The sequence below is a fragment of the Pseudomonas sp. UTLPPB19802 genome, assembly GCF_059730225.1.
The window spans coordinates 997,775-1,022,781 of sequence record NZ_AP048545.1 but is presented as its reverse complement, the minus strand read 5'-3'; the positions used below and the strand labels follow the sequence as shown (position 1 = coordinate 1,022,781).

Below are 25,007 nucleotides of genomic sequence, written 5' to 3'. Positions count from 1 at the left end.
CCAATTGCGCGAAGTTTGAGTCGAGATGCCTCTAGACGAATCAAGAGTATCTCCGCGTGTTCCGCACCAGTCAAGAACTGATTGGGACTCTCCTCCCCTACGGCTAAGTCTGGCTTCCATCCAGGAAGCTAATAGCCGCCTGTGTGCGGAAAATACTTGGAGATTTACCAATGCATACTGAACAATCGTGCCAGCCACTCAACTTCACCGTAGAAGTGGCAGGAGATGATCTGGAGTTCCGCCAGATCCGCCTTGATGACCGCACACCAACTGGGGCCCAAATTGCGGCGGCAGCTCATTTCAAGCCCGACCAGTTGCCGATCGTGCTGCAGCTTCTGGATTCTGGCGCTCAAGAAGATATCCGGCCAGAGGAGTCGGTTACGCTGCATGATGGAGTAAACCGCTTCATCGTGATCGAGTCTGATCGCAAGTACCTACTGACCGTTGACGGCCTTCGCCTAGACTGGCCGTGTAAGCAGATCTCTGGCCATACCGTCCGTAAGCTCGCCGAAGTTGGCCCTGGCCAGCGCCTGCTACTGGAGCGGGAGGACGAGGCAGATCTGGAAGTCGAAGACACCACATTCATCAACCTGGATGCTGCCGGGATTGAGCGCTTCATCACCCGCAAGGCCGTCTGGAAGCTCAATATTCAAGGGGAAGTGTACGAATTTCCGAAGCCCATCGTTTCGGTACGTGAGGCCATCTCGGCCGCTAGCCTGGACCCCAACCGGGACTGGCAGATTTTCCTGATTGTCCGTGATCACCCCAAGCGTGAGCTGACCATCAACGATGAAATCGATCTGCGCCCAGATGGGATCGAAAAACTGCGTCTGACGCAAAAAGATGTGAGCAATGGTGAGGCAACCCTGCCAATTCGCCGCGAGTTCAAACTGCTCGAGCGCGACGAACAGCATCTGGATGCCATCGGTCATCACTGGGAAACCCGGCTGACCAGCGGAGGCCGGTGGTTGTTGATCCACAACTACCAACTACCGCCTGGCTACTCCGAGCAGGTTGTTCAACTGGCGCTGAACATCCCATTGGCCTATCCCAACAGCGCCATGGACATGTTCTATCTATACCCGGCTGTCCAGTTGGTCGGCGGCGCAGTGATTCCACAGACGGAGGCTACGGTGGAAGTCGACGGGGTCCCATTCCAACGCTGGTCTCGCCATCGCTCCTGGAACCCAACGACCGATAACGTAATGACCCAGCTGGCCATGGCCGATGGTTGCCTTTACAAAGAGGTTGGCCTGTGAAAAACGGATCTCGCCTCGTACTGACGGCCGAGATCTATACCTCCCTCCGGGAACACCTGTACCCGGGGGACGGTAAAGAGGCCGCAGCTATTCTTATCTGTACCCGCACACCTGGCTCTGTTCTCAAGCTCCTTTCGAAGGAACTGATCTTGGTGCCTTATGAGGAGTGCGCGATCAGGCAACCACACGCCATCACCTGGCCAGGAGCCTACCTCGAAAAAGCGATTGATGAAGCGCTTCCCCAATCGCACTCGATCATTCTCGTGCATTCTCACCCTGGGGGATTGTTCCAGTTCTCTCGTGTCGATGATGATAGTGACTCGGACACCATGGTCTCCCTGTTTCAAGGAGTGGAGGCAGTACACGGCTCGGCCATCATGACACCCAATGGTGCAATGCGGGCTCGGTTCTACCAGAAAGGCAGAGTTCCTGAGGACATCACCATGGTGACTGTGCCAGGCCATGACATCCATTACTGGCTCCCCCACTCCCATGAGCAGCAAAAAGCTCTGGCCTTCACCTCTGACATGACTGCCACCCTAAGCCGACTCACCGCAGCCGTGATTGGCGTCTCAGGAACCGGCTCGATTGTTGCTGAGCAGCTTACTCGCCTAGGATTCGGTAACCTGATTCTGATCGATCATGATCAGGTAGAACCCAAAAACCTCAACCGTATCCTCAACTCCACACTAAAGGATGCGCAGGAATCGCGCGCCAAAGTCGACGTCTTCGCTGAAGCCATAGAAAAGATTCGCGGCTCGAAAATCGCCCACGCAATCAACAAGACTGTGTTCAGCAGGGAGGCAGTAGTGGCCGTGGCTGATGCCGATGTCATCTTCTGTTGTGTCGACTCTCATCAGGGAAGGCTGATATGCGACCTGATGGCATCAAGCTTCCTGATCCCATTGTTCGACGTCGGTGTAACCATCCCAACACGCCTATCCAGTAAAGGCGTTCGCCAGATCCATGATGTACAAGGGCGGATCGACTATGTTCGGCCAGGCGGACCAACGCTTTCTGACCGCAAGGTTTACACCGCAGACTCGCTAGGAGCTGAAGAGCTGAGAAACACAGATCCCAAAGCTCACAATGAACAGGTGAAACAGGGCTATATCTCAGGCCTTCCAGAAGAAGCCCCCTCCGTTATTACTTTGAATATGCGAGCAGCCAGCGCGTGCGTGAATGAATTCATCGCTCGCGCCTTTCCGTTCCGTGAAGACCCCAACCAGAACTACGCGCGTAGCAAGTTTTCCCTTTCCAGCTGCTACGAAGAATACGAATCGGAAACGGTCCAGCCAAAAAGTGTGAACCCTGTGCTGGCTCAAGGAGCGCGGGAGCCATTGTTGGGACTCCCGTCCCTGGGGGGCGTGTAATGAGCGGGTTCAAAAAGCTATTCCGCAAGCTCATTTTCAGGTTTGAGCACCTGCTTCCTCCTCGGAGGATTATTGTCGTCGAGGGCGACTCGCTCCCCTCCAAGATGCCAATACGCGCGATCGTTCTCGCGAAAGATGCACACGAGGATTGGTGTATTGGACTCCAGTGCCCATGCGGGTGCGGCCGAACGATTGAGCTTCTAGTGATTGATGAAGCAAAGCCGAGGTGGGACTACAGCCTCAATGCTGACGGTTACCCATCGCTTCACCCGTCGGTATGGCTTAACAACGGTTGCCGCTCCCACTTCTGGCTCAAGAACGGCCGAATTCATTGGTGCTGATCAGTAGCTACACCCTCAACAGCAGCTGGGTCCTATACAACGAGAGGTAAATTTTATGCGCATGAATGGATTGGCACGACTGGCTCACAGCATGAGCGCTCAGGATATCGATATACAGCAATTTCTTTTCACAGATGGCGCAGCAAGCTTTGATTGCCTGTTTTCCATGAGGGGAGACTATGAGCTTTCACTTACTTCCAGGGGTGCAAACCCCAAATTTTTTCTCTTCGCTATCTCCGATGACTTTCAACTTTCGACCTACTTGGACGGCAACCACTTCGCTAATCTCATGAGCGTACTGAAAACTCATGAGATTTCGACCCAAGGATTCAGTACCTCCCGCTTCATTCAATCCCTGGACGCGGCGGTGCCGCCTGAGGCCACCAAAGACAGCGTACCCACAGCATCGCAAATCTTAACCCTTCGTCATGATCTGGAAGAACGAGATCGTCCGTTTTTCGATACCTGGATTTACTGGAAAGAACGGGGTCCACAGAAAGAAAACCTGAAAAAAACGCACATAGTGTTGGGCGCAGAAGCGTACGCATTCAGCGTCAAGAACCGAGCTTCATCCAAATGGAACGCGGTTGACCTTGGAAGGTCATGGGGATAGACAGCGCCAGCTAAAAGAACGCAGGTAAGCTTCACGTTTCTCTTGCGACCAAAACAGTGTAGCGGCCTAATTCCCCTAGACATTTCGACATGGAATAATGCATCTTTCGAGGAGCTCACCCATAATGGAAGCAGATTTTAACGAAAAAATCTCTCAGAAAACCATTCTAAATTCCAGAGTTTTCTCGACAGTATTCGCCGCAAATAATATCGAGCAAGCTTCTTACCCCCTATGCATCAGCGCTAGCTATTAATATTAGACAACCAAGAGAAGGGCAATGGATTGAATCTGAAAACCATTTATTTAGCCTCCAAGCGCCATTTCGCCGTGCTGCTGTTTTTGTCTATGAGTTACGCTAGTGCAGTGGTGTACCTTTGGGACCAATATAGAGGTATTCAAATACAACTGAGTGAGATCAATCAGGCACAGCTGAAACTGAGTGAAGATAAAATTCAGTTCGAGAAATATAGATCCGAAGAGCTTCAGGCGCGTTTCAGCCGAGAGTCGGCGTTACAAAAGCGAGAGTTGATCGCCGATCAGCTTGCAGAAAGAAATTCGGCTGCGGAAGAGGACCTCAAGCGCCGGGAGGCCACGTATCTCGAACTAGTTGGCAGGCTGAATAGCGAACAACAAAAATTAGGTGCGTCAGCAGAGAGACAAGCGGCTGAAATGAAACTGCAATCTCTGATGTCAGAGTTCGCTGCTCTGGGCGTTAGTCTTAGCTCCAAACCATGTGGAGATGCAGAAGCTCTCAAAAAATACAACACCGCGAAAGCAAAATATGACGAAATATATTCATGGGCGGAAGCACACTCACTAGATGAGAAGTATCGCAATTTTCTTTTTCACAATCAGCAAACCGCGCTCAGATTCTGCGGAGATTAAGACTAATAACGAGCTACTAAACTAATTCCATCAACTAGAAAAGGGGACGAAAAGGGGACGCATTTATTTTCTCCAAACTCAGTACCTACGAAACATCTAGCCACCTCCTCCCTCTTGCGAACCCTCCATTACCACTCTAACCTGACAACTGCCGACCACCTCGGCACTGGGTTTGGCGACCCTGAAAGCATAAGGCGCACGACGCCCACCACCATCCGATAGCGGGCGTTTTTTCATGCTCGTCGATTCGTGTCATGGCGGCTGTGCGTGGGAGACCTCCGGGTCTGCCGGGTTCCTTTTGCTCCGGTTCGCCAACCCGCGTACAGCTGCCACCCAATCGTTTGGCGACGGTTTTCGGCAGCCCTGCAAGCAAAAGGAGCTGTCTCGATGAATAACGCTGAAACTCACCTGGTTCCTCACGTCTTCACTCGTAACAAACTCAACCTCCACGCGCTCCTGCTGGAGAACCAGGCATGGTTCAGCGCTCGGGACCTTGGACGATTGCTTGGGCTTCACCTTGATGAACGCGCGCTCCGCAAGCTTGATGCCGACCAACATCAAAGCCTGTGGATACTCAGCCACGGCCTGGTCGAGCATGCGCTCATGATCAGCGAGTCTGGGGTCTATGCACTGCTCATTTACCACTACTGCCCCGAATACCGCGATCTGCGTAGTTGGCTGACTCATGAAGTGGTGCCAACACTCAGGGACGCCACACAACCCGACTCAGCCGAACGCCCTTTCCTCAGCCTGCTGAAGTGGCCCGAAATGTCAACTGCCCGACATCATCGCCACCTTGAGAACACGCAGGTGCATGCACACTGGCCGAGAGGAGTTCGTGACCGTTGAGGTCGTCCATGAAGGGCGCACATTCGACTACGCAGTCTTCTTCACCGTCAGCAGGGCCAAGAGAGCCGAAGGTGCTCACCTGAACCTTTTCGTGAACAGCGCACACGAGCGCTACGATCCGTTGAAGTACACGAAGCCGATCAGGTTCGACTTCATCCTACTGAACCGGTTTCAGGGGAAAGAGATCAAAGTGCCACGCTGAAAAAGAAAAGCCCCCGCAAATGCGAGGGCCTTCTTTAAATCCGGAATCTCTTGGTTATCCCACTCTAGGGTGCGGACCTCTTGCGAGGTGGATGGACGCTTTCACCGGTCGGCGCTACCTTTTCAGTGGGCCCATTATTCAACTATTGGTTGAGAAGTTAAAGGGCCGCTGATCATTTTCCATCATCCTGAATCACTTCTCCCCACCGGCCTCATCAAGGCTGATTTCCACAGCACGCAATAGACAGCGAATCGTCTCGACACACAAAGGCACCCAGCCCCCTCCTCCACTCGGCTAGCCTTCCAGAACCGCAAAAACCCCGCGCCACGTTCAAGGAAGAAACATGTCCCTGGCCATCGTCCACAGCCGCGCCCAGGTCGGTGTGGAAGCCCCTGCCGTCACCGTCGAAACCCATCTCGCCAATGGCCTGCCGAGCCTGACCCTGGTCGGTCTGCCGGAAACCGCCGTGAAGGAAAGCAAGGACCGGGTGCGCAGTGCGATTCTCAATTCGGCCCTGGAGTTTCCCGCCCGGCGCATCACCCTGAACCTGGCCCCGGCGGACCTTCCCAAGGATGGCGGACGCTTCGACCTGGCCATCGCACTGGGCATTCTCGCCGCCAGCGTACAGGTACCGGCGCTGGCGCTGGACAACATCGAGTGCCTGGGCGAGCTGGCGCTCTCCGGTGCCATTCGCCCGGTACAAGGAGTGTTGCCGGCAGCGCTGGCGGCCCGTGCCGCCGGACGAACGCTGGTGGTGCCGCTGACCAATGCCGAGGAAGCCTCGTTGGCCTGCGGGCTGACGGTGATTGCCGTCGATCATCTGTTGCAGCTGGTCGCCCACCTCAACGGCCACGCGCCAATCGCGCCCTTCGAGTCCAATGGCCTGCTACATCAGGCCAAGCCCTACCCGGACCTGAGCGAAGTGCAGGGCCAACTCGCCGCCAAGCGCGCCTTGCTGATCGCCGCTGCCGGCGCGCACAACCTCTTGTTCAGCGGCCCACCCGGCACCGGCAAGACGCTGCTGGCCAGCCGGCTGCCAGGGCTGTTGCCGCCGCTGGATGAACATGAGGCCCTGGAAGTGGCGGCGATCCAGTCGGTCGCCAGTCATGTGCCCTTGACCCGTTGGCCGCAGCGTCCGTTTCGTCAACCCCACCACTCCGCCTCCGGGCCGGCGCTGGTGGGTGGCGGATCAAGGCCACGGCCTGGCGAGATCACCCTCGCCCATCATGGCGTGCTATTTCTCGATGAACTGCCGGAGTTTGATCGCAAGGTGCTGGAGGTACTGCGCGAGCCATTGGAATCGGGCCATATCGTGATTGCCCGCGCCCGCGACCGGGTACGTTTTCCCGCGCGGTTCCAGTTGGTGGCGGCGATGAATCCGTGCCCCTGTGGATATCTTGGCGACCCGACTAGTCGTTGTCGATGCACACCGGAGCAGATCCAGCGTTATCGCAACAAGCTGTCCGGCCCGTTGCTGGACCGCATCGACCTGCACCTGACCGTGGCCCGCGAGGCCACGGCGCTGAGCCCGGTCAAGGAGCCGGGAAACACCACGGCCAAGGCGGCCGAGTTGGTTGCGCAGGCTCGCCAGTGCCAGCAACAACGCCAGGGTTGTGCCAATGCCTTTCTCGATCTGGAGGGTTTGCGCCAGCACTGCAAGTTATCCACAGCCGACGAAACCTGGCTGGAAACAGCCTGTGAGCGCTTGACGTTATCACTGCGGGCAGCGCATCGGTTGCTGAAGGTAGCAAGGACGTTGGCGGATCTGGAACAGATGGAGGGAATCAGCCGTGAGCATCTGGCCGAGGCGTTGCAGTATCGGCCCAGTAGCGCCTGATATGGCCAGGATAAGCTGGTACTGCGCTGAGGTTGAGGGCCTATTCGCGGGCAAGCCACGCTCCTACAGTGCAGTGTCGCACATGTATCCTGTGCACTGTAGGAGCGACCGGCCAACGCTCGGTTACCCCGAATGAATCTGAAGACCAGCGACTCCTCACCGGAACCGATCAACCTCCTGCCGCAACTCCGCAGCCAGCATCTCCAGCTCGCGTGCGGTCTGCGCCAGGTTGGAGACCACTTCACGCTGTTCACTGTTGGCCAGGGCGATGCTTTGCAGGTTGCTGCTGAGCAGCGTGGCGGTGCTGCTCTGCTCCTGGGTGGCGGTGGTGATGGCGGCGAATTGCTGGCCGGCCGAGCGGCTCTGTTCATCGATGCGCTGCAATGCCGAGGCGACGTTGGCGTTGCGCGACAGGCCTTCCTGCATCAACGCGTTGCCCTGCTCCATGGTCTGGATGGCATGGCCGGTTTCCTGCTGGATACTGTGGATCATGCTGGAGATCTCGTCCGTCGCCTCGCGGGTACGGCCCGCCAGGCTACGCACTTCATCGGCGACCACGGCAAAACCACGGCCCTGTTCGCCAGCACGGGCCGCCTCGATGGCCGCGTTGAGCGCCAGCAGGTTGGTCTGTTCGGCAATCGAGGTGATCACGCCGACGATGCCGCCAATCTCCTGGGAACGTTGACCCAGGGTGTTGATGACCGTGGCCGTGCTGTTCAACGCCGCGGCGATCTGTTCCAGGGAGGATGAGGCTTCGTCCATGGATGTCCGGCCAATACGGGTCTGCTGGGCATTTTCCTGGGCCAGGCGCTCGGTGTTGCCCATGTTGTCGGCAATGTTCAGCGAGGTCGCGCTGAATTCCTCGACCGCACCGGCCATGCTGGTGATTTCACCGGACTGCTGTTCCATACCCTCGTAGGCCCCGCTCGACAGGCCGGACAGGGCCTGGGCACGACCGTTGACCTCCTGGGCCGCCTTGCGGATGTGCTCGACCATGGTCGACAGCGCCTGGCCCATCTGGTTGAAGCTGCTGGCCAGTTGGCCGATCTCGTCGTGGCTCGACACGTTGAGGCGTACGCTCAGATCGCCCGCCCCAAGGGCCTGGGCCTGACGCACCAGGTCACCCAGAGGACGCAGCTTGCTGCGCAACAGCCAGACCGCCGCACCCACCGCCAGCAGCATCGCCAGCAAACTGCCCAGCACCAGGCGAATGCCGACGCTCCAGGTCACTTCGCTGATCTCGGCCTTGGGCATGCTCGCCACCACCGACCACGGGCCATCCGCGAAAGGCACCGCGACGCTGTAGATCTCGTCGCTCTTGTCGCTCCAGAAACGACCCTGCCCTGGCTGCTTGGCCAGGTCGACAATGGTCGGGATCGCCTGCTCGACATCCTTCACGCCAGCCGGCGGCACCAGCCAGCGTTTCTGTTCGTCGAGCAGCGCCAGCGAACCGGTGGTGCCGATGCGGAAGCGCTTGAGGTTGTCGAACTGCGCCTTCTGCGCGTCGGTGTAGTCGAAACCGACGAACAGCACCGCGAACACCTTGCCGCTGCTGTCACGCACCGGGGTGTACTGGGTCATGTAGTAGCGGTCGAAGAGCAAGGCGCGGCCGACATAGCTCTGGCCCGCCATCAGCTTGGCGTAGGCCGGATGCTGGTGGTCGAGCAGGGTGCCGATGGCACGGCTGCCGTCCTGCTTGGTCAGGGAGGTGCTGACGCGGATGAAATCGTCGCCGCTACGCACGAACAGTGTCGCGACACCGGCGGTCATCTGCTTGAATTCGTCGACTTCACTGAAGTCGTTGTTGAGCAGGTTGTCGCGCAGATACAGTCCCGGCGCCTGGGTCCCGGCCACGCTGACCGGTGCATCCGCACGCACGCTCAGGCCGTTGCTGAAGCGCTTCTCGAACAGCCCGCTGAGGCGCTGGGTACTCTCGCGCAGGGTGCTGTGGAAGGTATTCAACTGGTCGGCCAGCAGTCGCGCCTCACTGGCCAGGTGTTCTTCACGGGTATCGAGGTTGGCCGAATCCAGTGAGCGCAGGGCGAATACGGTACTGCCACTGATGACCACCGCGAGGATGACGGAGAGCGCGAGGCCGAGTTGCGTGGCGATTCGGGCACGGGATTGAGGCATGAAATGCTCCTGACCAAGCAGCCGGATCATCCCTATCCCATGGCGCTACCCGGTTCTTTTTTGAATTGAGTCGTGAGAGGCCTTTCTGAACGAAGGTTCCATGTCGCTACAGTCGGCTGCTCCTACAGATACTTGAGCAAATCGGAGGGATATTTGCCAGAAATCTGACCGGAGGGTTGTGCGCTCAGCCCAGGCGTTCGACCTGGGGCAGTTCCATGGCCGCGACTTCGCCTTGCAGAAAGTCGCTCAGGCGGCGCAGGCGCTCGCCGCCGGGGCGGGTTTTCGGCCACACCATGTAATAGTTTTCGCCACTGGCCACGGCGGTTGGCCAGGGTAGGCTCAGGCGTCCCTGGGCGACGTCTTCGGCGACCATCAAGAGATCCCCCATGGACACGCCATAACCGCGGGCCGCGGCAATCATCCCCAGTTCGAGGGTGTCGAACACCTGACCGCCCTTCAGTGAGATGCGCTCGGACAGGCCCATGCGTTCCAGCCAGTTGCGCCAGTCGCGGCGGTCCGGTGTCGGGTGCAGCAACTCGGTGGCGGCCAGTCGCTCGATATCCCAGGGCTGGTCGTTGAGCAGGGTCGGCGCCCCGACCGGAATCAGCCATTCGGAGAACAGGTAGCTGGACTCCCAATCCGGCGGGAAATGGCCGTTGCCGAGCAGCACCGCGCAGTCGAACGGTTCCTGGTTGAAGTCGACATTATCGACATCCATCCAGGCGCTGGTCAGTTGCACCTCGTTGCCCTTCTGCAGGTGCCGGAAGCGGCTGATACGGGCCAGCAGCCAGCGCATGGTCAGGGTCGACGGCGCCTTCATGCGCAGGATGTCATCTTCGCCACGCAGGGTGTCGCAGGCCCGCTCCAGCGCACCGAAGCCTTCACGGATGCCCGGCAACAGCAGCCGCGCGGCTTCCGTCAGTTGCAGGTTGCGGCCGTTGCGCTGGAACAACCGGCAGGCAAAGTGCTCCTCCAGGGTGCGGATGTGCCGGCTGACCGCGCTCTGGGTGATCGACAGCTCTTGCGCCGCCCGGGTAAACGAGCTGTAGCGCGCCGCCGCTTCGAAAGCGCGCAAGGCATAGAGTGGGGGCAGGCGACGAGACATTCATGACCTATCGAGGGCGGGAGGGAGCAGCCAGCTGGCAGAACTGCCATGCATGAGTATTTATCATGCGAGCAATCGTTTTTATCCCTTTGTGCAAACCCTTGCAAGCGCCGAGAATCAATCCTTCAACCCTCCTGTCACTCTGTGAGTCCGATGATCATGCAGCATCCAGCACGTACCGAACTGTGGGCCATCCTGCGGCTGTCAGGGCCGTTGATTGCCTCGCAGTTGGCACACATGCTCATGGTGCTGACCGACACCCTGATGATGGCCCGGCTCAGCCCCGAGGCCTTGGCCGGCGGTGGCCTGGGCGCGGCGAGCTATTCGTTCGTGTCGATCTTCTGCCTCGGGGTGATCGCTGCGGTCGGTACCCTGGTGGCGATTCGTCACGGTGCCGGCGATGTCGAGGGCGTTGCTCGCCTGGCCCAGGCCGGGCTGTGGCTGGCCTGGGCCATGGCGCTGGTTGCCGGGCTGCTGTTGTGGAACCTCAAGCCACTCCTGCTGCTGTTCGGCCAGACACCCAATAACGTGCAGGCCGCCGGCCAGTTCCTGCTGCTGCTGCCGTTCGCCCTGCCCGGCTACCTGAGCTTCATGGCCCTGCGCGGTTTCACCAGTGCGCTGGGGCGGGCCACGCCGGTAATGGTGATCAGCCTGTGCGGGACCGTGGCCAACTTCCTGCTCAACTATGCACTGATCACCGGCATGTTCGGCCTGCCGCACCTGGGCCTGACGGGGATCGGCCTGGTCACGGCCATCGTCGCCAACTGCATGGCGCTGGCCCTGGCCTGGCATATCCGTCGGCATGTAGCGTATCGCGGCTATCCGCTGCTGCGGGGGCTGTCGCGGCCGAACTGGCAGTACCTGCGCGAACTGTGGCGGCTGGGCCTGCCGATTGGTGGCACCTATGCGGTGGAAGTCGGGCTGTTCGCCTTCGCCGCCTTGTGCATGGGCACCATGGGCAGCACGCAATTGGCGGCACACCAGATCGCCCTGCAGATCGTTTCGGTGGCGTTCATGATTCCGGCGGGGATCTCCTACGCCATCACCCTGCGGATCGGCCAGCACTACGGTGCTGGGCAACTGCTGGATGCGCGGCGGGCCGGACGGGTCGGTATCGCCTTTGGCGCGGCGACCATGCTGGCCTTCGCCATGCTGTTCTGGTTGGCGCCGAACCAGTTGATCGGGCTGTTCCTGGATCACAACGACCCGGCGTTCCACCCGGTCATCGAACTGGCGGTCAGCCTGCTGGCGGTGGCTGCATGGTTCGAGCTGTTCGATGGCACCCAGACCATCGCCATGGGCGCGATTCGTGGGCTCAAGGATGCCAAGACCACCTTCCTGGTCGGATTGGGCTGCTACTGGCTGATTGGTGCACCGTCGGCCTGGCTGCTGGCGTTCAATCTTGGCTGGGGACCAACCGGCGTGTGGTGGGGACTGGCGTTGGGACTGGCCTGTGCAGCCACCGGGCTGACCCTGGCGTTCGAATGGCGGATGAAGCGGATGCTGGGGAAAAAACAAGAGAGGGCATCGGTTCAGGCAGCCATGAACCCAGCTCCGTAAGGGGGGGATTTTGTGGGAGATGCCGATGGTGGTGAACACAAACCCTGTGTTCACCACTCCACATCAGCAGACGGCCTGAACCTCAGGCTGGCCGGCGCTGGTCACCAGGTACCGGGCCAGCTCCTCCAGCGGCAGCGGCTTGCTGATCAGGTAGCCTTGCACCTGGTCGCAGCCAAAACCATGCAGCAAGGCCAGTTGCTCCGGCGTCTCGACCCCCTCGGCCACCACTTCCAGGTTGAGGTTATGGGCCAGGTTGATCATGGCGTGGACCAGCTTGCGATTCTCCTCCCGCTGCTCCATGCCACCGACGAAGCTCTTGTCCACCTTGAGCAAGGCGATTGGCAGGCTGTTGAGGTGCACGAACGACGAGAAGCCGGTGCCGAAGTCGTCCAGGGAAAAACGCACGCCCAGGCGCCCCAGGGCATCCATGGTCTGCTTGACCAGATCGCTGCGGCGCATCACCGCCGTCTCGGTGAGTTCGAATTCCAGCCACTGCGCCTCGACGCCCCGCTCGGCAATCAGCCGGCTCAGGGTCGACAGCAGTTGGCTGTCCTGGAACTGCCGGAACGACAGGTTGACCGCCATGTGCAATGGTCCCAGCCCGCGTCCGCGCAGATCCTGCATATCGCGCAGGGCACGGGAAATCACCCAGTAGCCCAGCGGCACGATCAGCCCGCTCTGCTCGGCCAGCGGCACGAACTCGCTCGGCGGCAGCAGCCCGCGCTCGCCGTGGCGCCAGCGCACCAGGGCTTCGAGACCGACGATCTGCCCGCTGCCCAGGTCCAGGCGCGGCTGGTAGTGCAGCTCCAGCTCGTCGCGACGCAACGCCCGGCGCAGTTCGCTTTCAAGGTCGGCGAGGCTGCGGGCATTGCGGTTGATGCGTTCGTTGAAGATATTGAAGGTGCAGCCCTGGGTGCTCTTGGCCTGCTGCATGGCAATGTGCGCATGCCACATCAGCGGGTCGGCGCCGGCATTGGCACGGGCGTGGGCGATGCCCAGGCTGCAGCCGATCAGGAGGCTTTCGCCATCGACCCAGTAGGGTTCGGCCATGACCTCGACGATCCGCTCGGCCATCCACTCGGCGCGCTGCGGCGCCCGGCGCGTGTCGATCAGCAGGGCGAACTCGTCGCTGCCCAGACGGGCCAACTGGTCGCCGGCCTCGAGCTGGCTCTTGAGCCGCGCCACCACCTGCAGGATCAGCCGGTCGCCGGCCTGGTGGCCAAGCGCATCGTTGGCATGACGAAAATTGTCCAGGTCGAGATGACCGAGGGCCAGGCCACGCCCCTCGTTCTCGGCCAGGCGCGCGGTGAGCAGGGTCTGGAAACCCTGGCGGTTGGCGATGCCGGTCAGTGGATCCTGCTCGGCCAGGCGTTGCAGGGTATTTTCCAGTACGCCGCGCTCGCGCACATGGCGCAGGCAGCGGCGCAGGGTCGCAGTGTCCAGGGTGTCGCGCACCAGCCAGTCGCTGGCGCCGAGCGGCGCGACATCGGGTTCGTCGTCGAGCAGCAACACGGTCGGCAGGCTGCAACGCCCCGGCGCCGGCTGCAATGACGGCACACTCAACAAGATCGCCGAGCGCTCATTATCGAAGAGGCCGCGGACCAACTCCCACGAAGTCGCACTGACCAGCATGGCCGTGCCTCCCAGCGGAGCGAGACACTCGCGCAACAACGCCGCCCAGGCTGGATCTTCGGCCAGCAGCAGCAAACGCAAGGGTTCGACAGGCGTAGACAAGCTAGCTCCCTAGACTCTGCAAAGAACATTGGCGAAAGGCATTATGACTCGCCATACAGCGATTACAATGCGAATGTTTCTCAAACGCTACCGTGCACCGCACAAGGTTCAACAATAGCCTGAAATCCGTCGCGCATCCTGCTGGAAAGTAACAAAACCGGCAAATTTAGATCGCATATTGCGTCACAATGTCGGAGAGTCGCGGCAGAATCCGTCCAGCCTGTTAAAATGCCCGCCCTTTTTTCGTAACAGACCTCTTACTTCGTCATGTCCCGACTCAATCCCCGGCAGCAAGAAGCCGTGAACTACGTCGGCGGCCCGCTTTTGGTGCTCGCCGGTGCAGGCTCCGGCAAGACCAGCGTGATCACCCGCAAGATCGCGCACCTGATCCAGAATTGCGGCATCCGCGCCCAGTACATCGTCGCCATGACCTTTACCAACAAGGCCGCGCGCGAGATGAAGGAGCGGGTCGGTACCCTGCTGCGCGCAGGTGAAGGTCGCGGCCTGACGGTGTCGACGTTCCACAACCTGGGCCTGAACATCATCCGCAAGGAACATGTGCGGCTGGGCTACAAGCCGGGCTTCTCGATCTTCGACGAGACCGACGTCAAGGCCCTGATGACCGACATCATGCAGAAGGAATACTCGGGCGACGACGGCGTCGACGAGATCAAGAACATGATCGGCAGCTGGAAGAATGATCTGATCCTGCCGGCCCAGGCCCTGGAAAACGCGCGCAATCCCAAGGAACAGACCGCGGCCATCGTCTACACCCACTACCAGCGCACGCTCAAGGCATTCAACGCGGTGGACTTCGACGACCTGATCCTGCTGCCGGTGAAGCTGTTCGAAGACAACGCCGACATCCTCGAAAAGTGGCAGAACCGCGTGCGCTACCTGCTGGTGGACGAGTATCAGGACACCAACGCCAGCCAGTACCTGCTGGTGAAGATGCTGATCGGCAAGCGCAACCAGTTCACCGTGGTCGGCGACGACGACCAGTCGATCTACGCCTGGCGCGGCGCGCGGCCGGAAAACCTGATGCTGCTCAAGGAAGACTACCCATCCCTGAAGGTGGTCATGCTGGAGCAGAACTACCGCTCCACCAGCCGTATCCTGCGCTGCGCCAACGTGCTGATCTCGAACAACCCCCACGAGTTCGAGAAGCAGTTGTGGAGTGAAATGGGCCACGGCGACGAGATCCGCGTGATCCGCTGCCGCAACGAGGACGCCGAGGCCGAGCGGGTGGCCATGGAAATCCTCACCCTGCACCTGCGCACCAATCGTCCCTACAGCGATTTCGCCATCCTCTACCGGGGCAACTACCAGGCCAAGCTGATCGAGCTGAAGCTGCAGCATCATCAGGTTCCCTATCGACTGTCGGGCGGCAACAGCTTTTTCGGGCGCCAGGAAGTGAAGGACCTGATGGCCTACTTCCGCCTGATCGTGAACCCCGATGACGACAACGCCTTCCTGCGGGTGATCAACGTGCCGCGTCGCGAGATCGGTTCGACCACCCTGGAAAAACTCGGCAACTACGCCACCGAGCGCAAGATATCGATGTACGCCGCCACCGACGAGATCGGCCTGGGCGAACACCTCGACAGCCGCTTCACCGATCGCCTGTCGCGCTTCAAGCGCTTCATGGACCGGGTTCGCGAACAGTGCGCCGGCGAAGACCCGATCTCGGCGCTGCGCAGCATGGTCATGGACATCGACTACGAGAACTGGCTGCGCACCAACAGTTCCAGCGACAAGGCCGCCGACTACCGGATGAGCAACGTCTGGTTCCTGATCGAGGCGCTGAAGAACACCCTGGAAAAAGACGAAGACGGCGACATGACCGTCGAGGACGCCATCGGCAAGCTGGTCCTGCGCGACATGCTCGAACGCCAGCAGGAAGAGGAAGACGGCGCCGAAGGTGTGCAGATGATGACCCTGCACGCGTCCAAGGGGCTGGAGTTCCCCTATGTGTTCATCATGGGCATGGAGGAGGAGATTCTCCCCCACCGTTCCAGCATCGAGGCCGACACCATCGAGGAAGAGCGGCGCCTGGCGTATGTCGGCATCACCCGCGCCCGCCAGACCCTGGCCTTCACCTTCGCGGCCAAGCGCAAGCAGTACGGTGAGGTCATCGACTGTGCACCGAGCCGCTTCCTTGACGAGCTGCCACCGGACGACCTGGCCTGGGAAGGCAACGATGACACGCCGACCGAGGTAAAGGCCGTGCGTGGCAACTCGGCGCTGGCGGATATACGAGCGATGCTAAAGCGCTAGAATTGCCTATTTTCAAACCCGCACCCCCTGTGGGAGCGGCGAGATATAAACACCATTATTTTTCAGCGCCAGAAAGCGCTATTCGAGGACGTTACGTGGAAGCACTGCACAAGAAAATTCGCGAAGAAGGCATCGTGCTTTCCGATCAGGTTCTGAAGGTCGACGCCTTCCTCAACCACCAGATCGACCCGCTGCTGATGAAGCAGATCGGTGACGAATTCGCCCGGCTGTTCGCCGACTCGGGCATCACCAAGATCGTCACCATCGAAGCCTCGGGCATCGCGCCGGCGGTCATGACCGGCCTGAACCTGGGCGTTCCGGTGATTTTCGCGCGCAAGCACCAGTCCCTGACCCTCACCGAAAACCTGCTGTCGGCGACCGTCTACTCGTTCACCAAGCAGGTCGAGAACACCGTGGCGATTTCCCCACGCCACCTGACCAGCAGCGACCGGGTACTGGTCATCGATGACTTCCTGGCCAACGGCAAGGCGTCCCAGGCGCTGATCTCGATCATCAAGCAGGCCGGCGCGACTGTCGCCGGGCTGGGTATCGTCATCGAGAAATCGTTCCAGGGCGGCCGCGCCGAACTGGACGCCCAGGGCTATCGCGTGGAATCGCTGGCCCGGGTCAAATCCCTCGCCGGTGGCGTGGTGACGTTCCTCTGATAACGACGACCGTGGGCCCTGCATCAGAAGCCCACGGCGTTCGGATCCCGTAGCGAACTGGACAACTTGAACAGTTCGCTGTCGGTCTTGATCCCCAGCTTGCGATAGGCCGACTGTTTCTGCGTGCTGATGGTGTTGGCGCTGCGCGAGAATTTTTCCGCAATGCCGTTCACCGACATGCCATCGAGGAAACAACGCAGCACTTCCCGCTCCCTCGGCGACAGAATGTCATGGGCACACGCATGTGTCGGCTCGTTGGCGCTCGCCGCCTCATACACTTCCGTTTCCGTCACCGCTGCCACCTCCCGGGCCATGATCGGGTGCAGGTAGATCTTGCCGCGTGCCACGGTGCGAATCGCGGCCGCCAGCCCGTCCAGGCGTTGGCTCTTGCCAAAGAAGCCCCAACTGCCAGCCCGTAGCGCCATCGACACGGTCGCCGGGGTGTAGTGGGCCGAGAGCACCAGCGGCCGGCAGTCGGGATAACGCACGCGCAGCGCGCGGATCAGGTTGATCCCGTCGATCTCCGTCGGGCCCAGCATGAAATCGATCACCAGGATATCCGGCTGCCTGATGGCCAGGGCGGCGAGCAGTTCCTTGCCCGTGGAAAAGGAGCCCACCACTTCGAGGTCGGGCTCCTTCGACAGCCACAGGGACGTGCCCACCCTTATCAGCTCATGGTCGTCCAGCAACATGACTGTGTAGGAACCAGGGATTGCACTAGTCATCTTTGTTTAGACCTCCCGAGAAAAGAGCCGAGCCAGCAGGTCAGAGGCGCGGCGAATACCTACAGAACTTTCAGGCTTATAGCACCCAGCGCCCAGAGCGCAAACGGAAAGCCTTTCGAGAAATCTCGAAACTGCCGTGTTTCGAGTTATCTCGATGTTCCAGTGACGCCCGCTGCGCGAGAGTAGCCCTTCATCCGACAGGCTAGCACCCTCCTCCCAGAGGGCTGTTGGAAGAGCAACCAACTGAAACCATTCAAGGTAATTCCATGAAAATCTCGCAAGTTTCTGCCGCAGTCTCCCTCGCCCTGGCCGCGTTTATCTCCCTGCCGGCTGCTGCCGCCAATGACGGGATCATCAACTTCAACGGCCTGGTGTCCGACGTGACCTGCACCATCGAAGGCGAAGCGCCGGGTGGCGGTACCGTGGTCAAGGACGTCGACCTGGGCGGCGTGCCCGCCTCGCTGCTGACCAACGCCGGTGATCGCCGCAACCTCACCGGTTTCTCGATTCGCGTCGGCGCGCCAGGTGAGTCGGCTTGCACCAACGGCCGTACCGCCATGGTCGCATTCGACCCGACCAGCCCGGCGATCGATGTCGCCACCGGCCGCCTGAACATCGACGACACCGCGGACGCCGCGACCAACGTCCAGATCGAAGTGACCAAGCGCGACGGCACGCCGATCCACGTCTACACCGAAAAATCCGAAGGCGTGGTCATCGCCGACAACCAGGCGATCATTCCCCTGGCTGCCCAGTACTACGCCACTGCGGCCGCTGGCGAAGGCATGGTCAAGACTCGTGTCGGCTTCATGGTCGAGTACGCCGACTAAGCGTCGCCCAGCGGACCCGCGCCGGGCGCGGGTCCAGCCTTCAACACGAGAGCTTCGCTAATGAACAACCTGGCTCGTTCGAGCATGGCCGCCTGCGTCCTCCTGGCGGCATCGCTGCACGCTACGTCCTCGTTTGCCGCCGTGGTCATCCATGGCGCCCGCGTCATCTATCCGGCCGACCAACAGGAGGTCGTGGTTCGGCTGGAGAACAAGGGCGAGCGACCCGCCCTGATCCAGCTCTGGCTCGACGACGGTGACAAACGGGCAACACCCGCGACCGCGCAGGCGCCCTTCACCGCAATCCCGCCGATCCTGCGCATCGAACCGAAAAAACAGCAGGCCCCACGCCTGCGCTACACCGGCGCACCGCTACCCACCGACCGTGAAAGCCTGTTCTGGCTGAACGTACTGGAAGTGCAGCCGACCCTGGCCGGCGCCACGGACAGGAACCTGCTGGAGCTGTCGTTTCGCTCCCGGCTGCGGGTGTTCTTCCGCCCGCAGGGGCTGCCCTACCCCAAAGGTGCGGCGGCCCCCAAGCTGAGCTGGAAACTGGTGCGCCACGAGGGCGGCCATGCATTGGAGGTGGTCAACCCGACGCCGTACCACGTCTCGCTGGGCTCGGTCGAACTGGTGGGCAAGGGGCGCGACGAGCGTTATCCGAAGGCTCCGAACAAGGAGGTCAACGACAGCCTGCTGCTGCCATCCGGCGATATCAAGCGCTTCCCGCTGCCGGCCCTGCGCACTCCGCCCGGTGGCGCCCTGAAAGTCGAGTTCACCGCCATCAGCGACTTTGGCGCGCGCGTGCGCCACAGCGCCGATATCCCCTCTTGAACCGGACCGATCATCGCTCATGAACACCCGCAAATTGCCATGTACCCTCACGTTCGCTCGTTTCATCGGCTTGTCCATGCTGGCGGCCGTGGCACTGGGCAGCAGCTTCATGACGCAGGCCAGCGTCATCATCACCGGTACCCGGGTGGTCTACCCGGCGAACCAGAAGGAAGTGACGATACGCTTCGAAAACAAGAACCAGAAACCGGCCCTGGTGCAGGTCTGGCTGGACACCGGCGACGAGGGTGTACTGCCGGAAAAAGCACATGTGCCCTTCCTTGCCACGCCGCCGATCTTCCGCATGGAACCGGGCCGGCAACAGGTGGTACGGCTGGCCTACACCGGCGAACCGCTGCCCAAGGACAAGGAAAGCCTGTTCTGGCTCAACATGCTGGAAGTCCCGCCCAAGGCCCAGGACGCCCCTGAGAGCAACCAGTTGCAGCTCGCCTTCCGTACGCGCATCAAGGTGTTCTTCCGCCCGGACGACTTGCCCTACCAGCCTTCGCAGGCGGCACAAAAGCTGCGCTGGAGCCTGGTACCCAGCGAGCACGGGCAAGCCCTGGAGGTCCATAACCCGACGCCCTACCACCTGAATTTCGACGCGGTGGAGCTGGTCGCGGCAGGCCAGCACCACGCCAAGCCCATCGGCCAGACCGGGGCACAGAACATGGTCAACCCCAAGACCGACAACCGCTTTCCCCTGCCCAGCCTGAAGGCGGCGCCCAAGGGTGACGCCTGGGTCGAATTCCAGACCATCGACGACTACGGCGCGCGGCACACGCACAAGACCCAGGTCAGCCCATGACCCGTTGAACCAACACCTGGCGCGCCTGGAACGCCAGCCCGCAAAGAGACTCCCGCCCTGTCCGCGTTCGCGTGACGGTCGGGCCCGGCTTGCCCGAATCCGGCAGCACACAAGGTTTGGAATGATTAGTGATGAGAGCGAAGACCCAGTCTGTACCCAGCAGCTTGCGTACCCCGCGCAGCCGGCTGGCCAGCGCCATCCATAGCCTCCTGTTGCTGGCGGCGGGCAACGCCCTGGCGGCGAACGAAGTCGAGCGGGTGGAGTTCAACCCGGCGTTCTTTCCCGGCGGCGGCGGCCAGATCGACATCTCGCGCTTCAACGAAGGCAACGTCGTGCTGCCGGGACAATACCGCGCGGACATCTCCGTCAACGGCAACTGGATCGGCCGGGAAGAATTGACCTTCGCCAGCGTCGAGGGCCTCAACAACGCCCAACTCTGCCTGGAGCGGTCGCTGCTGACCCGGCTCGGCGTCGATCTCGATGGCATTGCACAGAAGGCCACCGACGCCGGTGAACACGTGCCTCCAGCGTTGCCGCCCCTGGCAACCTGTGGCGACATCGGCACCTACATTCCCGGCGCCAGCGTCAGCTTCGATCCCGGCGAAGGGCAACTGGACCTGCAGGTGCCCCAGCTCTACCTGGCCCGCACCGCACGCGGCTACGTCAGTCCCGAGCATTGGGACAAGGGTGTGAATGCGGCGTTCGTGCGCTACAACGCCAACGCCTTCGTCAACAGCAACCGGGGCAGTTCCTCATACTCCAACTACCTGGGGCTGAACACCGGCGTCAATATCAATGGTTGGCACCTGCGGCACAACGGCGCCTACAGCAGCAGCCAGTCCAGCAGTACCTACCAGAGCAGCGCCACCTACGTGCAACGGGAGCTGCCCGGACTGCAATCGCAACTCATGGCCGGCCAGATCTACACCACCGGCGACCTGTTCGACAGCATCCGCCTGCGCGGCACCACCTTGTCCACCGATGATCGCATGCTGCCCGACTCGCTGACAGGCTACGCGCCGATTGTCCGCGGCGTGGCCGAGACCAATGCACGGGTCAGCGTGCGCCAGCGCGGCGTGCTGTTGGACGAGGTCACGGTGCCGCCCGGTCCGTTCGTGCTCAATGACCTGTTTCCCACCGGTTACGGCGGCGACCTGGAGGTCACCGTCACCGAAGCCGATGGCCGCCAACGGCAGTTCATCGTGCCGTTCGCCTCCAGCGTGAACCTGCTCAGACCAGGCTACAGCCGCTACTCGCTGAGCTTCGGTGAAATGGACGAACTCGGTGTCGACAGCCAGCCGTGGCTGGCCCAAGGCACCTTCCAGTACGGCCTCAACAACTTCGCCACCGGCTATGTCGGCGGCCTGGCCTCGCAAGGTTATTACTCGCAGTTGCTCGGCGCGGCCTTCAACACCCCGGTGGGGGCGATTTCCCTCGACCTTACCGCCTCCCAGGCCGAACTGCCGGGAACCGCCAAGCGCCGTGGGCACAGCCTGCAGGCCCGCTACAACAAGAACTTCGCCGACACCGGGACCAACTTCGCCCTCGGCGCCTTTCGCTACTCCACCGATGGTTTCCTCAGCGCCCGCGACACCGCACAACTGCGCGACATCGCCCGTCAAGGTGGCGATCTGGAAAACGTCAGCCGGGTACGCGAGCGCCTCGATATCAGCCTCAACCAGAGCCTGGACAAGGGCTCGGTGTTCCTCACCGGCTCGTCGCAGAACTACTGGAACCGCAAAAGCGGCAGCCTGAGTTTCACCGCCGGCTACAGCAGCTCCTGGGAGCGCATCAATTACACCATCAGCGCCCAACGCAGCCGCGACCTGCTGACCGAGCGCAGCACCAACCAGGTCGACCTGACCATCAGCATGCCGCTGGGCCACTCGAGCCGCGCTCCGAACCTGTCGAGTTCACTCTCCCATGGTGACCAGCAAAGCGCCGTCCGCGCCGGTCTCAGCGGCACCTGGGGCGAACGCAACGAACTCAACTACGGCGTCTCGGCCAGCCATTCCGACCGCGGCGTCGGCAGCAGCTTCAACGCCGACCTGCAATACCGCAGCCGCTATGCCGTGACCTCCACCAGTTTCAGCCAGGGCAACGGCTACAACTCGCAATCCCTCGGAGTGACGGGAGGCCTGGTCGCCCACGCCGACGGCCTGACCCTGACCCCGGAACTGGGCGACACCATCGGCCTGGTCCACGCACCCGACGCCAAGGGCGCCTGGGTCGGCAGCAACAACAATGCCCAGGTCGACGACAACGGCTACGCCGTGGTGCCGCACCTTACACCGTACCGCCAGAACGTCGTCGAGCTGGATCCCAGGGACATGTCCCACGACGTCGAACTCAAGTCCGCCTCGCAGAACGTCGCCCCCCGCGCCGGCTCCGTGGTGGTGATGAAGTACGAAACCAGCAGCGGCCGGGCCGTGATCATCAGTGCCAGCCGCGAAGACGGCAGCCCGTTGCCGTTCGGTGCCGATGTGTTCGATGAAAGCGAGGCCAACGTCGGCGTGGTCGGGCAGAACAGCAAGGCGTTCGTGCGGGTGCAGCAGGACAGCGGCCAGTTGCGGGTCAAGTGGGGGCCGGCAGCCGACGACACCTGCCGGATCGACTACGACCTGGGGGCGCAGGCCGAGGCCGAAGGGCTGCGGCAGATCGAGGCTCAGTGTCGAGCAGACGGGGAGCGACCGACACCCAACAACATGGGGACTGGAGATACGAGCCCAGGCCAGGCAATCCAGTGAAACGAAAACCCACCAAGGCAGTGGAGACAGACATGAAAACAATACTCTCTAAAGCACTCGCCCTGACCTCGCTGACACTCCTGTCGGCCGAACTCTGGGCCGCCTGCAGCGTGGTCGTTCCCCAGCGTTTTGTCCGCGACGTGCTACCCGGCCCTGTCATCCTCGATACCAACGTGCCAGTTGGAACGCCTCTTTCCAGTATCCGCAGCTCCGGGGCTGAACTGCTGATTCGGTGCAACACCGCCAACCCGGGCTACTTCGTCTCCTGGGGCGCTGGTGGTGCCGTGGGCACCTATCAGAACCCAAACGGACTGGTACAAAGCATCTATCCCACGGGGATCACCGGCGTGGGCGTGGTCATGAGCGTAGCCGACATCGTCGGGTCGACCTATACCGGGGTGGGCTTTCACCAAGGCAGCGAGTTTCGCTATACCAGCGGGCAGGACGCGCCACAGACCACCACACAGTTCCGCTTCCGGTTCATCAAGACGGGTGGAACAATTCCCGCCGGCACCCACACGATTGGCAATCGGCGAATCGGCTCCGTTTTACTCAAGCATGTAAGCACCAACGCCACCCTGGCCAGCAGTGAGATCTGGCTGGGTACCTTGCAGGTTCGCACGGCAGCTGTCCCCACCTGCGACCTCGCCGCCGGCGACACCAATCGCACCATCACCCTGGACCCGGTGCGGATCGCGAATTTCACCGGCATCTCGACCGGCCTCAAATACTTCGACCTGACCGCCACCTGCAGCAACGCCTCGAACGTCACCTTCAGGTTCACCGGCACACCGGCCAGCGCCAACCCCGCACTCTTTGCCAACACCGGCGGTACGGCGGGCGGCGTGGCGCTCTGGCTGCATACGCCGAACCAGACGATCAGCCACAACAGCACCCGCACCGTGGCGGTCTCCGGCAACCGCGCCGTGCTGCGCGTGGGCGCCGAGTACCACAAGACCAGCGGCGCCCTGACCAAGGGCACGCTAGTGAGCACCGTCACTGTCAACATTTCCTACAACTAAAAAGGCCTCTGACCAATGACGTCTTTCGCCAACCCCTATGAACTGACCGATGTTCCAACCCCAAGGACCCGATGATGAAAGCACCTCTTCTCGTACTCTCCCTATGGATCGGCGCCGCCACCGGCAGTGCCCACGCCGCCACCACCGGCAACCTGACCTTTCGCGGGACGATCGAGGGCGGCACCTGCAACCTGGCCACCGGCGACGTCAATCGCACGATCACCTTGCCCCCCGTCAAGGTCAGCGATTTCGACAGCGCCGGCTGGGCCGGTCTCCTGGAGTTCAACCTGACCGCCAACTGCGACACGGATGTGCAGAATGTCACGTTCACCTTTGCCGGAACCCCATCGACCGTCAACCCAATCTACTTCCACAACACCGGTAATGCAGCGGGGATTGCCACCGTGATTCAGTCACGTATTGGCGGCACCGCCTACAACTTCCCCGCCAACGGCAGCGCCACCGCCCGCTCGCGAACCATTGCCGCCACGTCCGGTCGCGCGGTGCTGCCCATGGGCGCCCACTACATAAGAGTCGGCACCGTCTCCAAGGGCGCACTGCTTACCACCGCCTCCGTGACCATTACCTACAACTGACGTGCCCAGGCCCTACTTCGCCGCCACCTTGAAGTCGGCCAGCCAGAACGGACAACACATCATGAAAACGTACCTGATACCCCTGGCCCTGACGGTGGCGTCCCTCACCCATGCCTCGGCCGGCGAGGTCCTGAACCCGGGCAACCTGCAGTTCGAAGGTACTGTCGAGGGAGGGACCTGCAACCTGGTCGCCGATGACCTCGAACGTCCCGTCACCCTGCCGGAGGTCAAGACCAGTGACTTCGCCCATGCCGATTCAGCGGGGCACAAGCCCTTCGAACTGAGCGCCCGCTGCGACTCGGATATCAACAGCGTCACCTTCACCTTCCACGGTACCCCGCTGCCCTCCGATGGCGCCCGCTTCGCCAATACCGGCGATGCGACCGGCCTGGGGTTGTGGCTGTACTCGCGAATCGGCGGCGTGCAACAGACCATCCGCGCCGACGGCAATGACAATGCCCGCACCCTGACGCCGAACGACGGCCTGGCCGTGTTGCCGCTGGGGGCGGCCTACTGGAAGTCCGGTGCGGTCGGCGAGGGAACGCTGCAAAGCCAGGCGACGGTGGACGTCACCTACAACTGAAACAGGGATCGGAAGGCGACGGATGCCGGCCCCGG

22 protein-coding genes are annotated in these 25,007 nt (G+C 61.3%); 18 read left to right on the top strand and 4 right to left on the bottom strand.

The genetic code is table 11. The features are described from left to right. Nucleotides 1-170 precede the first annotated feature (170 nt). The 8 genes from AC6I6U_RS04565 (at nucleotide 171) to AC6I6U_RS04530 (ending at nucleotide 7,359) form a co-directional block, all read left to right on the top strand. Nucleotides 171-1,259 carry a multiubiquitin domain-containing protein gene (locus AC6I6U_RS04565; RefSeq protein WP_497880860.1) on the top strand — a complete coding sequence of 363 codons (1,089 nt, stop codon included), beginning with the start codon at nucleotides 171-173 and terminating at the stop codon, nucleotides 1,257-1,259. Beyond that, nucleotides 1,256-2,632 (top strand): ThiF family adenylyltransferase, encoded by a 1,377-nt coding sequence (locus AC6I6U_RS04560; protein ID WP_497880859.1) that lies wholly within the window; start codon nucleotides 1,256-1,258, stop codon nucleotides 2,630-2,632. The genes AC6I6U_RS04565 and AC6I6U_RS04560 overlap by 4 nt, the downstream gene beginning before the upstream one ends. Continuing rightward, nucleotides 2,632-2,973: a ubiquitination-like system serine protease family protein gene (locus AC6I6U_RS04555; RefSeq protein ID WP_419737262.1), complete on the top strand. Its 342-nt coding sequence runs from the start codon at nucleotides 2,632-2,634 to the stop codon at nucleotides 2,971-2,973. Before AC6I6U_RS04560 ends, AC6I6U_RS04555 begins: the two co-directional genes overlap by 1 nt. 55 nt (nucleotides 2,974-3,028) lie before the next feature. Further along, nucleotides 3,029-3,586, top strand: coding sequence for a DUF6037 family protein (locus tag AC6I6U_RS04550; protein ID WP_497880858.1), 558 nt, complete (start codon nucleotides 3,029-3,031; stop codon nucleotides 3,584-3,586). 282 nt (nucleotides 3,587-3,868) lie between these two features. Further along, nucleotides 3,869-4,471 (top strand): hypothetical protein, encoded by a 603-nt coding sequence (locus AC6I6U_RS04545; protein ID WP_497880857.1) that lies wholly within the window; start codon nucleotides 3,869-3,871, stop codon nucleotides 4,469-4,471. Nucleotides 4,472-4,858: 387 nt separating this feature from the next. Further along, nucleotides 4,859-5,320, top strand: coding sequence for a BRO-N domain-containing protein (locus tag AC6I6U_RS04540; RefSeq protein WP_497880856.1), 462 nt, complete (start codon nucleotides 4,859-4,861; stop codon nucleotides 5,318-5,320). Beyond that, complete coding sequence (locus AC6I6U_RS04535; RefSeq protein WP_497880855.1) at nucleotides 5,286-5,522, top strand: YjaZ family protein; 237 nt, start codon at nucleotides 5,286-5,288, stop codon at nucleotides 5,520-5,522. The genes AC6I6U_RS04540 and AC6I6U_RS04535 overlap by 35 nt, the downstream gene beginning before the upstream one ends. 343 nt (nucleotides 5,523-5,865) lie before the next feature. Beyond that, on the top strand, nucleotides 5,866-7,359 hold the full coding sequence (locus tag AC6I6U_RS04530) for a YifB family Mg chelatase-like AAA ATPase (RefSeq protein ID WP_497880854.1): 1,494 nt from the start codon (nucleotides 5,866-5,868) through the stop codon (nucleotides 7,357-7,359). 156 nt (nucleotides 7,360-7,515) lie between these two features. Here the strand turns inward: AC6I6U_RS04530 and AC6I6U_RS04525 are convergent, their stop codons facing one another. Beyond that, on the bottom strand, nucleotides 7,516-9,492 hold the full coding sequence (locus AC6I6U_RS04525) for a methyl-accepting chemotaxis protein (protein ID WP_497880853.1): 1,977 nt from the start codon (nucleotides 9,490-9,492) through the stop codon (nucleotides 7,516-7,518). 184 nt (nucleotides 9,493-9,676) lie between these two features. Then, nucleotides 9,677-10,597, bottom strand: coding sequence for a LysR substrate-binding domain-containing protein (locus AC6I6U_RS04520; protein ID WP_497880852.1), 921 nt, complete (start codon nucleotides 10,595-10,597; stop codon nucleotides 9,677-9,679). Nucleotides 10,598-10,756: 159 nt separating this feature from the next. On the opposite strand from AC6I6U_RS04520, the gene AC6I6U_RS04515 reads away from it, so the two are divergent. Further along, nucleotides 10,757-12,157, top strand: a complete 1,401-nt coding sequence (locus AC6I6U_RS04515) for a NorM family multidrug efflux MATE transporter (protein WP_497880851.1) — start codon at nucleotides 10,757-10,759, stop codon at nucleotides 12,155-12,157. Between the two features lie 63 nt (nucleotides 12,158-12,220). Here AC6I6U_RS04515 and AC6I6U_RS04510 read toward each other — a convergent pair whose 3' ends face one another. Continuing rightward, nucleotides 12,221-13,891 carry a putative bifunctional diguanylate cyclase/phosphodiesterase gene (locus tag AC6I6U_RS04510; protein ID WP_497880850.1) on the bottom strand — a complete coding sequence of 557 codons (1,671 nt, stop codon included), beginning with the start codon at nucleotides 13,889-13,891 and terminating at the stop codon, nucleotides 12,221-12,223. Nucleotides 13,892-14,158: 267 nt separating this feature from the next. On the opposite strand from AC6I6U_RS04510, the gene rep reads away from it, so the two are divergent. Beyond that, nucleotides 14,159-16,168, top strand: a complete 2,010-nt coding sequence (gene rep / locus AC6I6U_RS04505; RefSeq protein WP_497880849.1) for a DNA helicase Rep — start codon at nucleotides 14,159-14,161, stop codon at nucleotides 16,166-16,168. A gap of 95 nt (nucleotides 16,169-16,263) precedes the next feature. Beyond that, on the top strand, nucleotides 16,264-16,833 hold the full coding sequence (locus AC6I6U_RS04500; protein ID WP_497880848.1) for a xanthine phosphoribosyltransferase: 570 nt from the start codon (nucleotides 16,264-16,266) through the stop codon (nucleotides 16,831-16,833). Between the two features lie 23 nt (nucleotides 16,834-16,856). On the opposite strand, the gene AC6I6U_RS04495 is transcribed toward AC6I6U_RS04500, so the two are convergent. Then, nucleotides 16,857-17,525: a response regulator gene (locus AC6I6U_RS04495; protein WP_497882982.1), complete on the bottom strand. Its 669-nt coding sequence runs from the start codon at nucleotides 17,523-17,525 to the stop codon at nucleotides 16,857-16,859. Between the two features lie 299 nt (nucleotides 17,526-17,824). On the opposite strand from AC6I6U_RS04495, the gene AC6I6U_RS04490 reads away from it, so the two are divergent. The 7 genes from AC6I6U_RS04490 to AC6I6U_RS04460 all read left to right on the top strand — a co-directional run bounded on the left by AC6I6U_RS04490 (nucleotide 17,825) and on the right by AC6I6U_RS04460 (nucleotide 24,972). After that, complete coding sequence (locus tag AC6I6U_RS04490; RefSeq protein ID WP_497880847.1) at nucleotides 17,825-18,388, top strand: fimbrial protein; 564 nt, start codon at nucleotides 17,825-17,827, stop codon at nucleotides 18,386-18,388. A 60-nt stretch (nucleotides 18,389-18,448) separates the two neighbouring features. After that, complete coding sequence (locus AC6I6U_RS04485; RefSeq protein WP_497880846.1) at nucleotides 18,449-19,219, top strand: fimbria/pilus periplasmic chaperone; 771 nt, start codon at nucleotides 18,449-18,451, stop codon at nucleotides 19,217-19,219. 19 nt (nucleotides 19,220-19,238) lie between these two features. After that, nucleotides 19,239-20,024, top strand: coding sequence for a fimbrial biogenesis chaperone (locus AC6I6U_RS04480; RefSeq protein ID WP_497880845.1), 786 nt, complete (start codon nucleotides 19,239-19,241; stop codon nucleotides 20,022-20,024). A gap of 131 nt (nucleotides 20,025-20,155) precedes the next feature. Next, a complete protein-coding gene (locus AC6I6U_RS04475; RefSeq protein ID WP_497880844.1) occupies nucleotides 20,156-22,771 on the top strand; it encodes a fimbria/pilus outer membrane usher protein in 2,616 nt (871 codons plus the stop codon). 32 nt (nucleotides 22,772-22,803) lie between these two features. Then, on the top strand, nucleotides 22,804-23,793 hold the full coding sequence (locus AC6I6U_RS04470) for a fimbrial protein (protein ID WP_497880843.1): 990 nt from the start codon (nucleotides 22,804-22,806) through the stop codon (nucleotides 23,791-23,793). A 74-nt stretch (nucleotides 23,794-23,867) separates the two neighbouring features. After that, nucleotides 23,868-24,389 (top strand): fimbrial protein, encoded by a 522-nt coding sequence (locus AC6I6U_RS04465; RefSeq protein ID WP_497880842.1) that lies wholly within the window; start codon nucleotides 23,868-23,870, stop codon nucleotides 24,387-24,389. Between the two features lie 61 nt (nucleotides 24,390-24,450). Further along, entirely contained in the window at nucleotides 24,451-24,972 is a 522-nt protein-coding gene (locus tag AC6I6U_RS04460; RefSeq protein WP_497880841.1) for a fimbrial protein, read from the top strand. The last annotated feature ends 35 nt before the right edge of the window (nucleotides 24,973-25,007 follow it).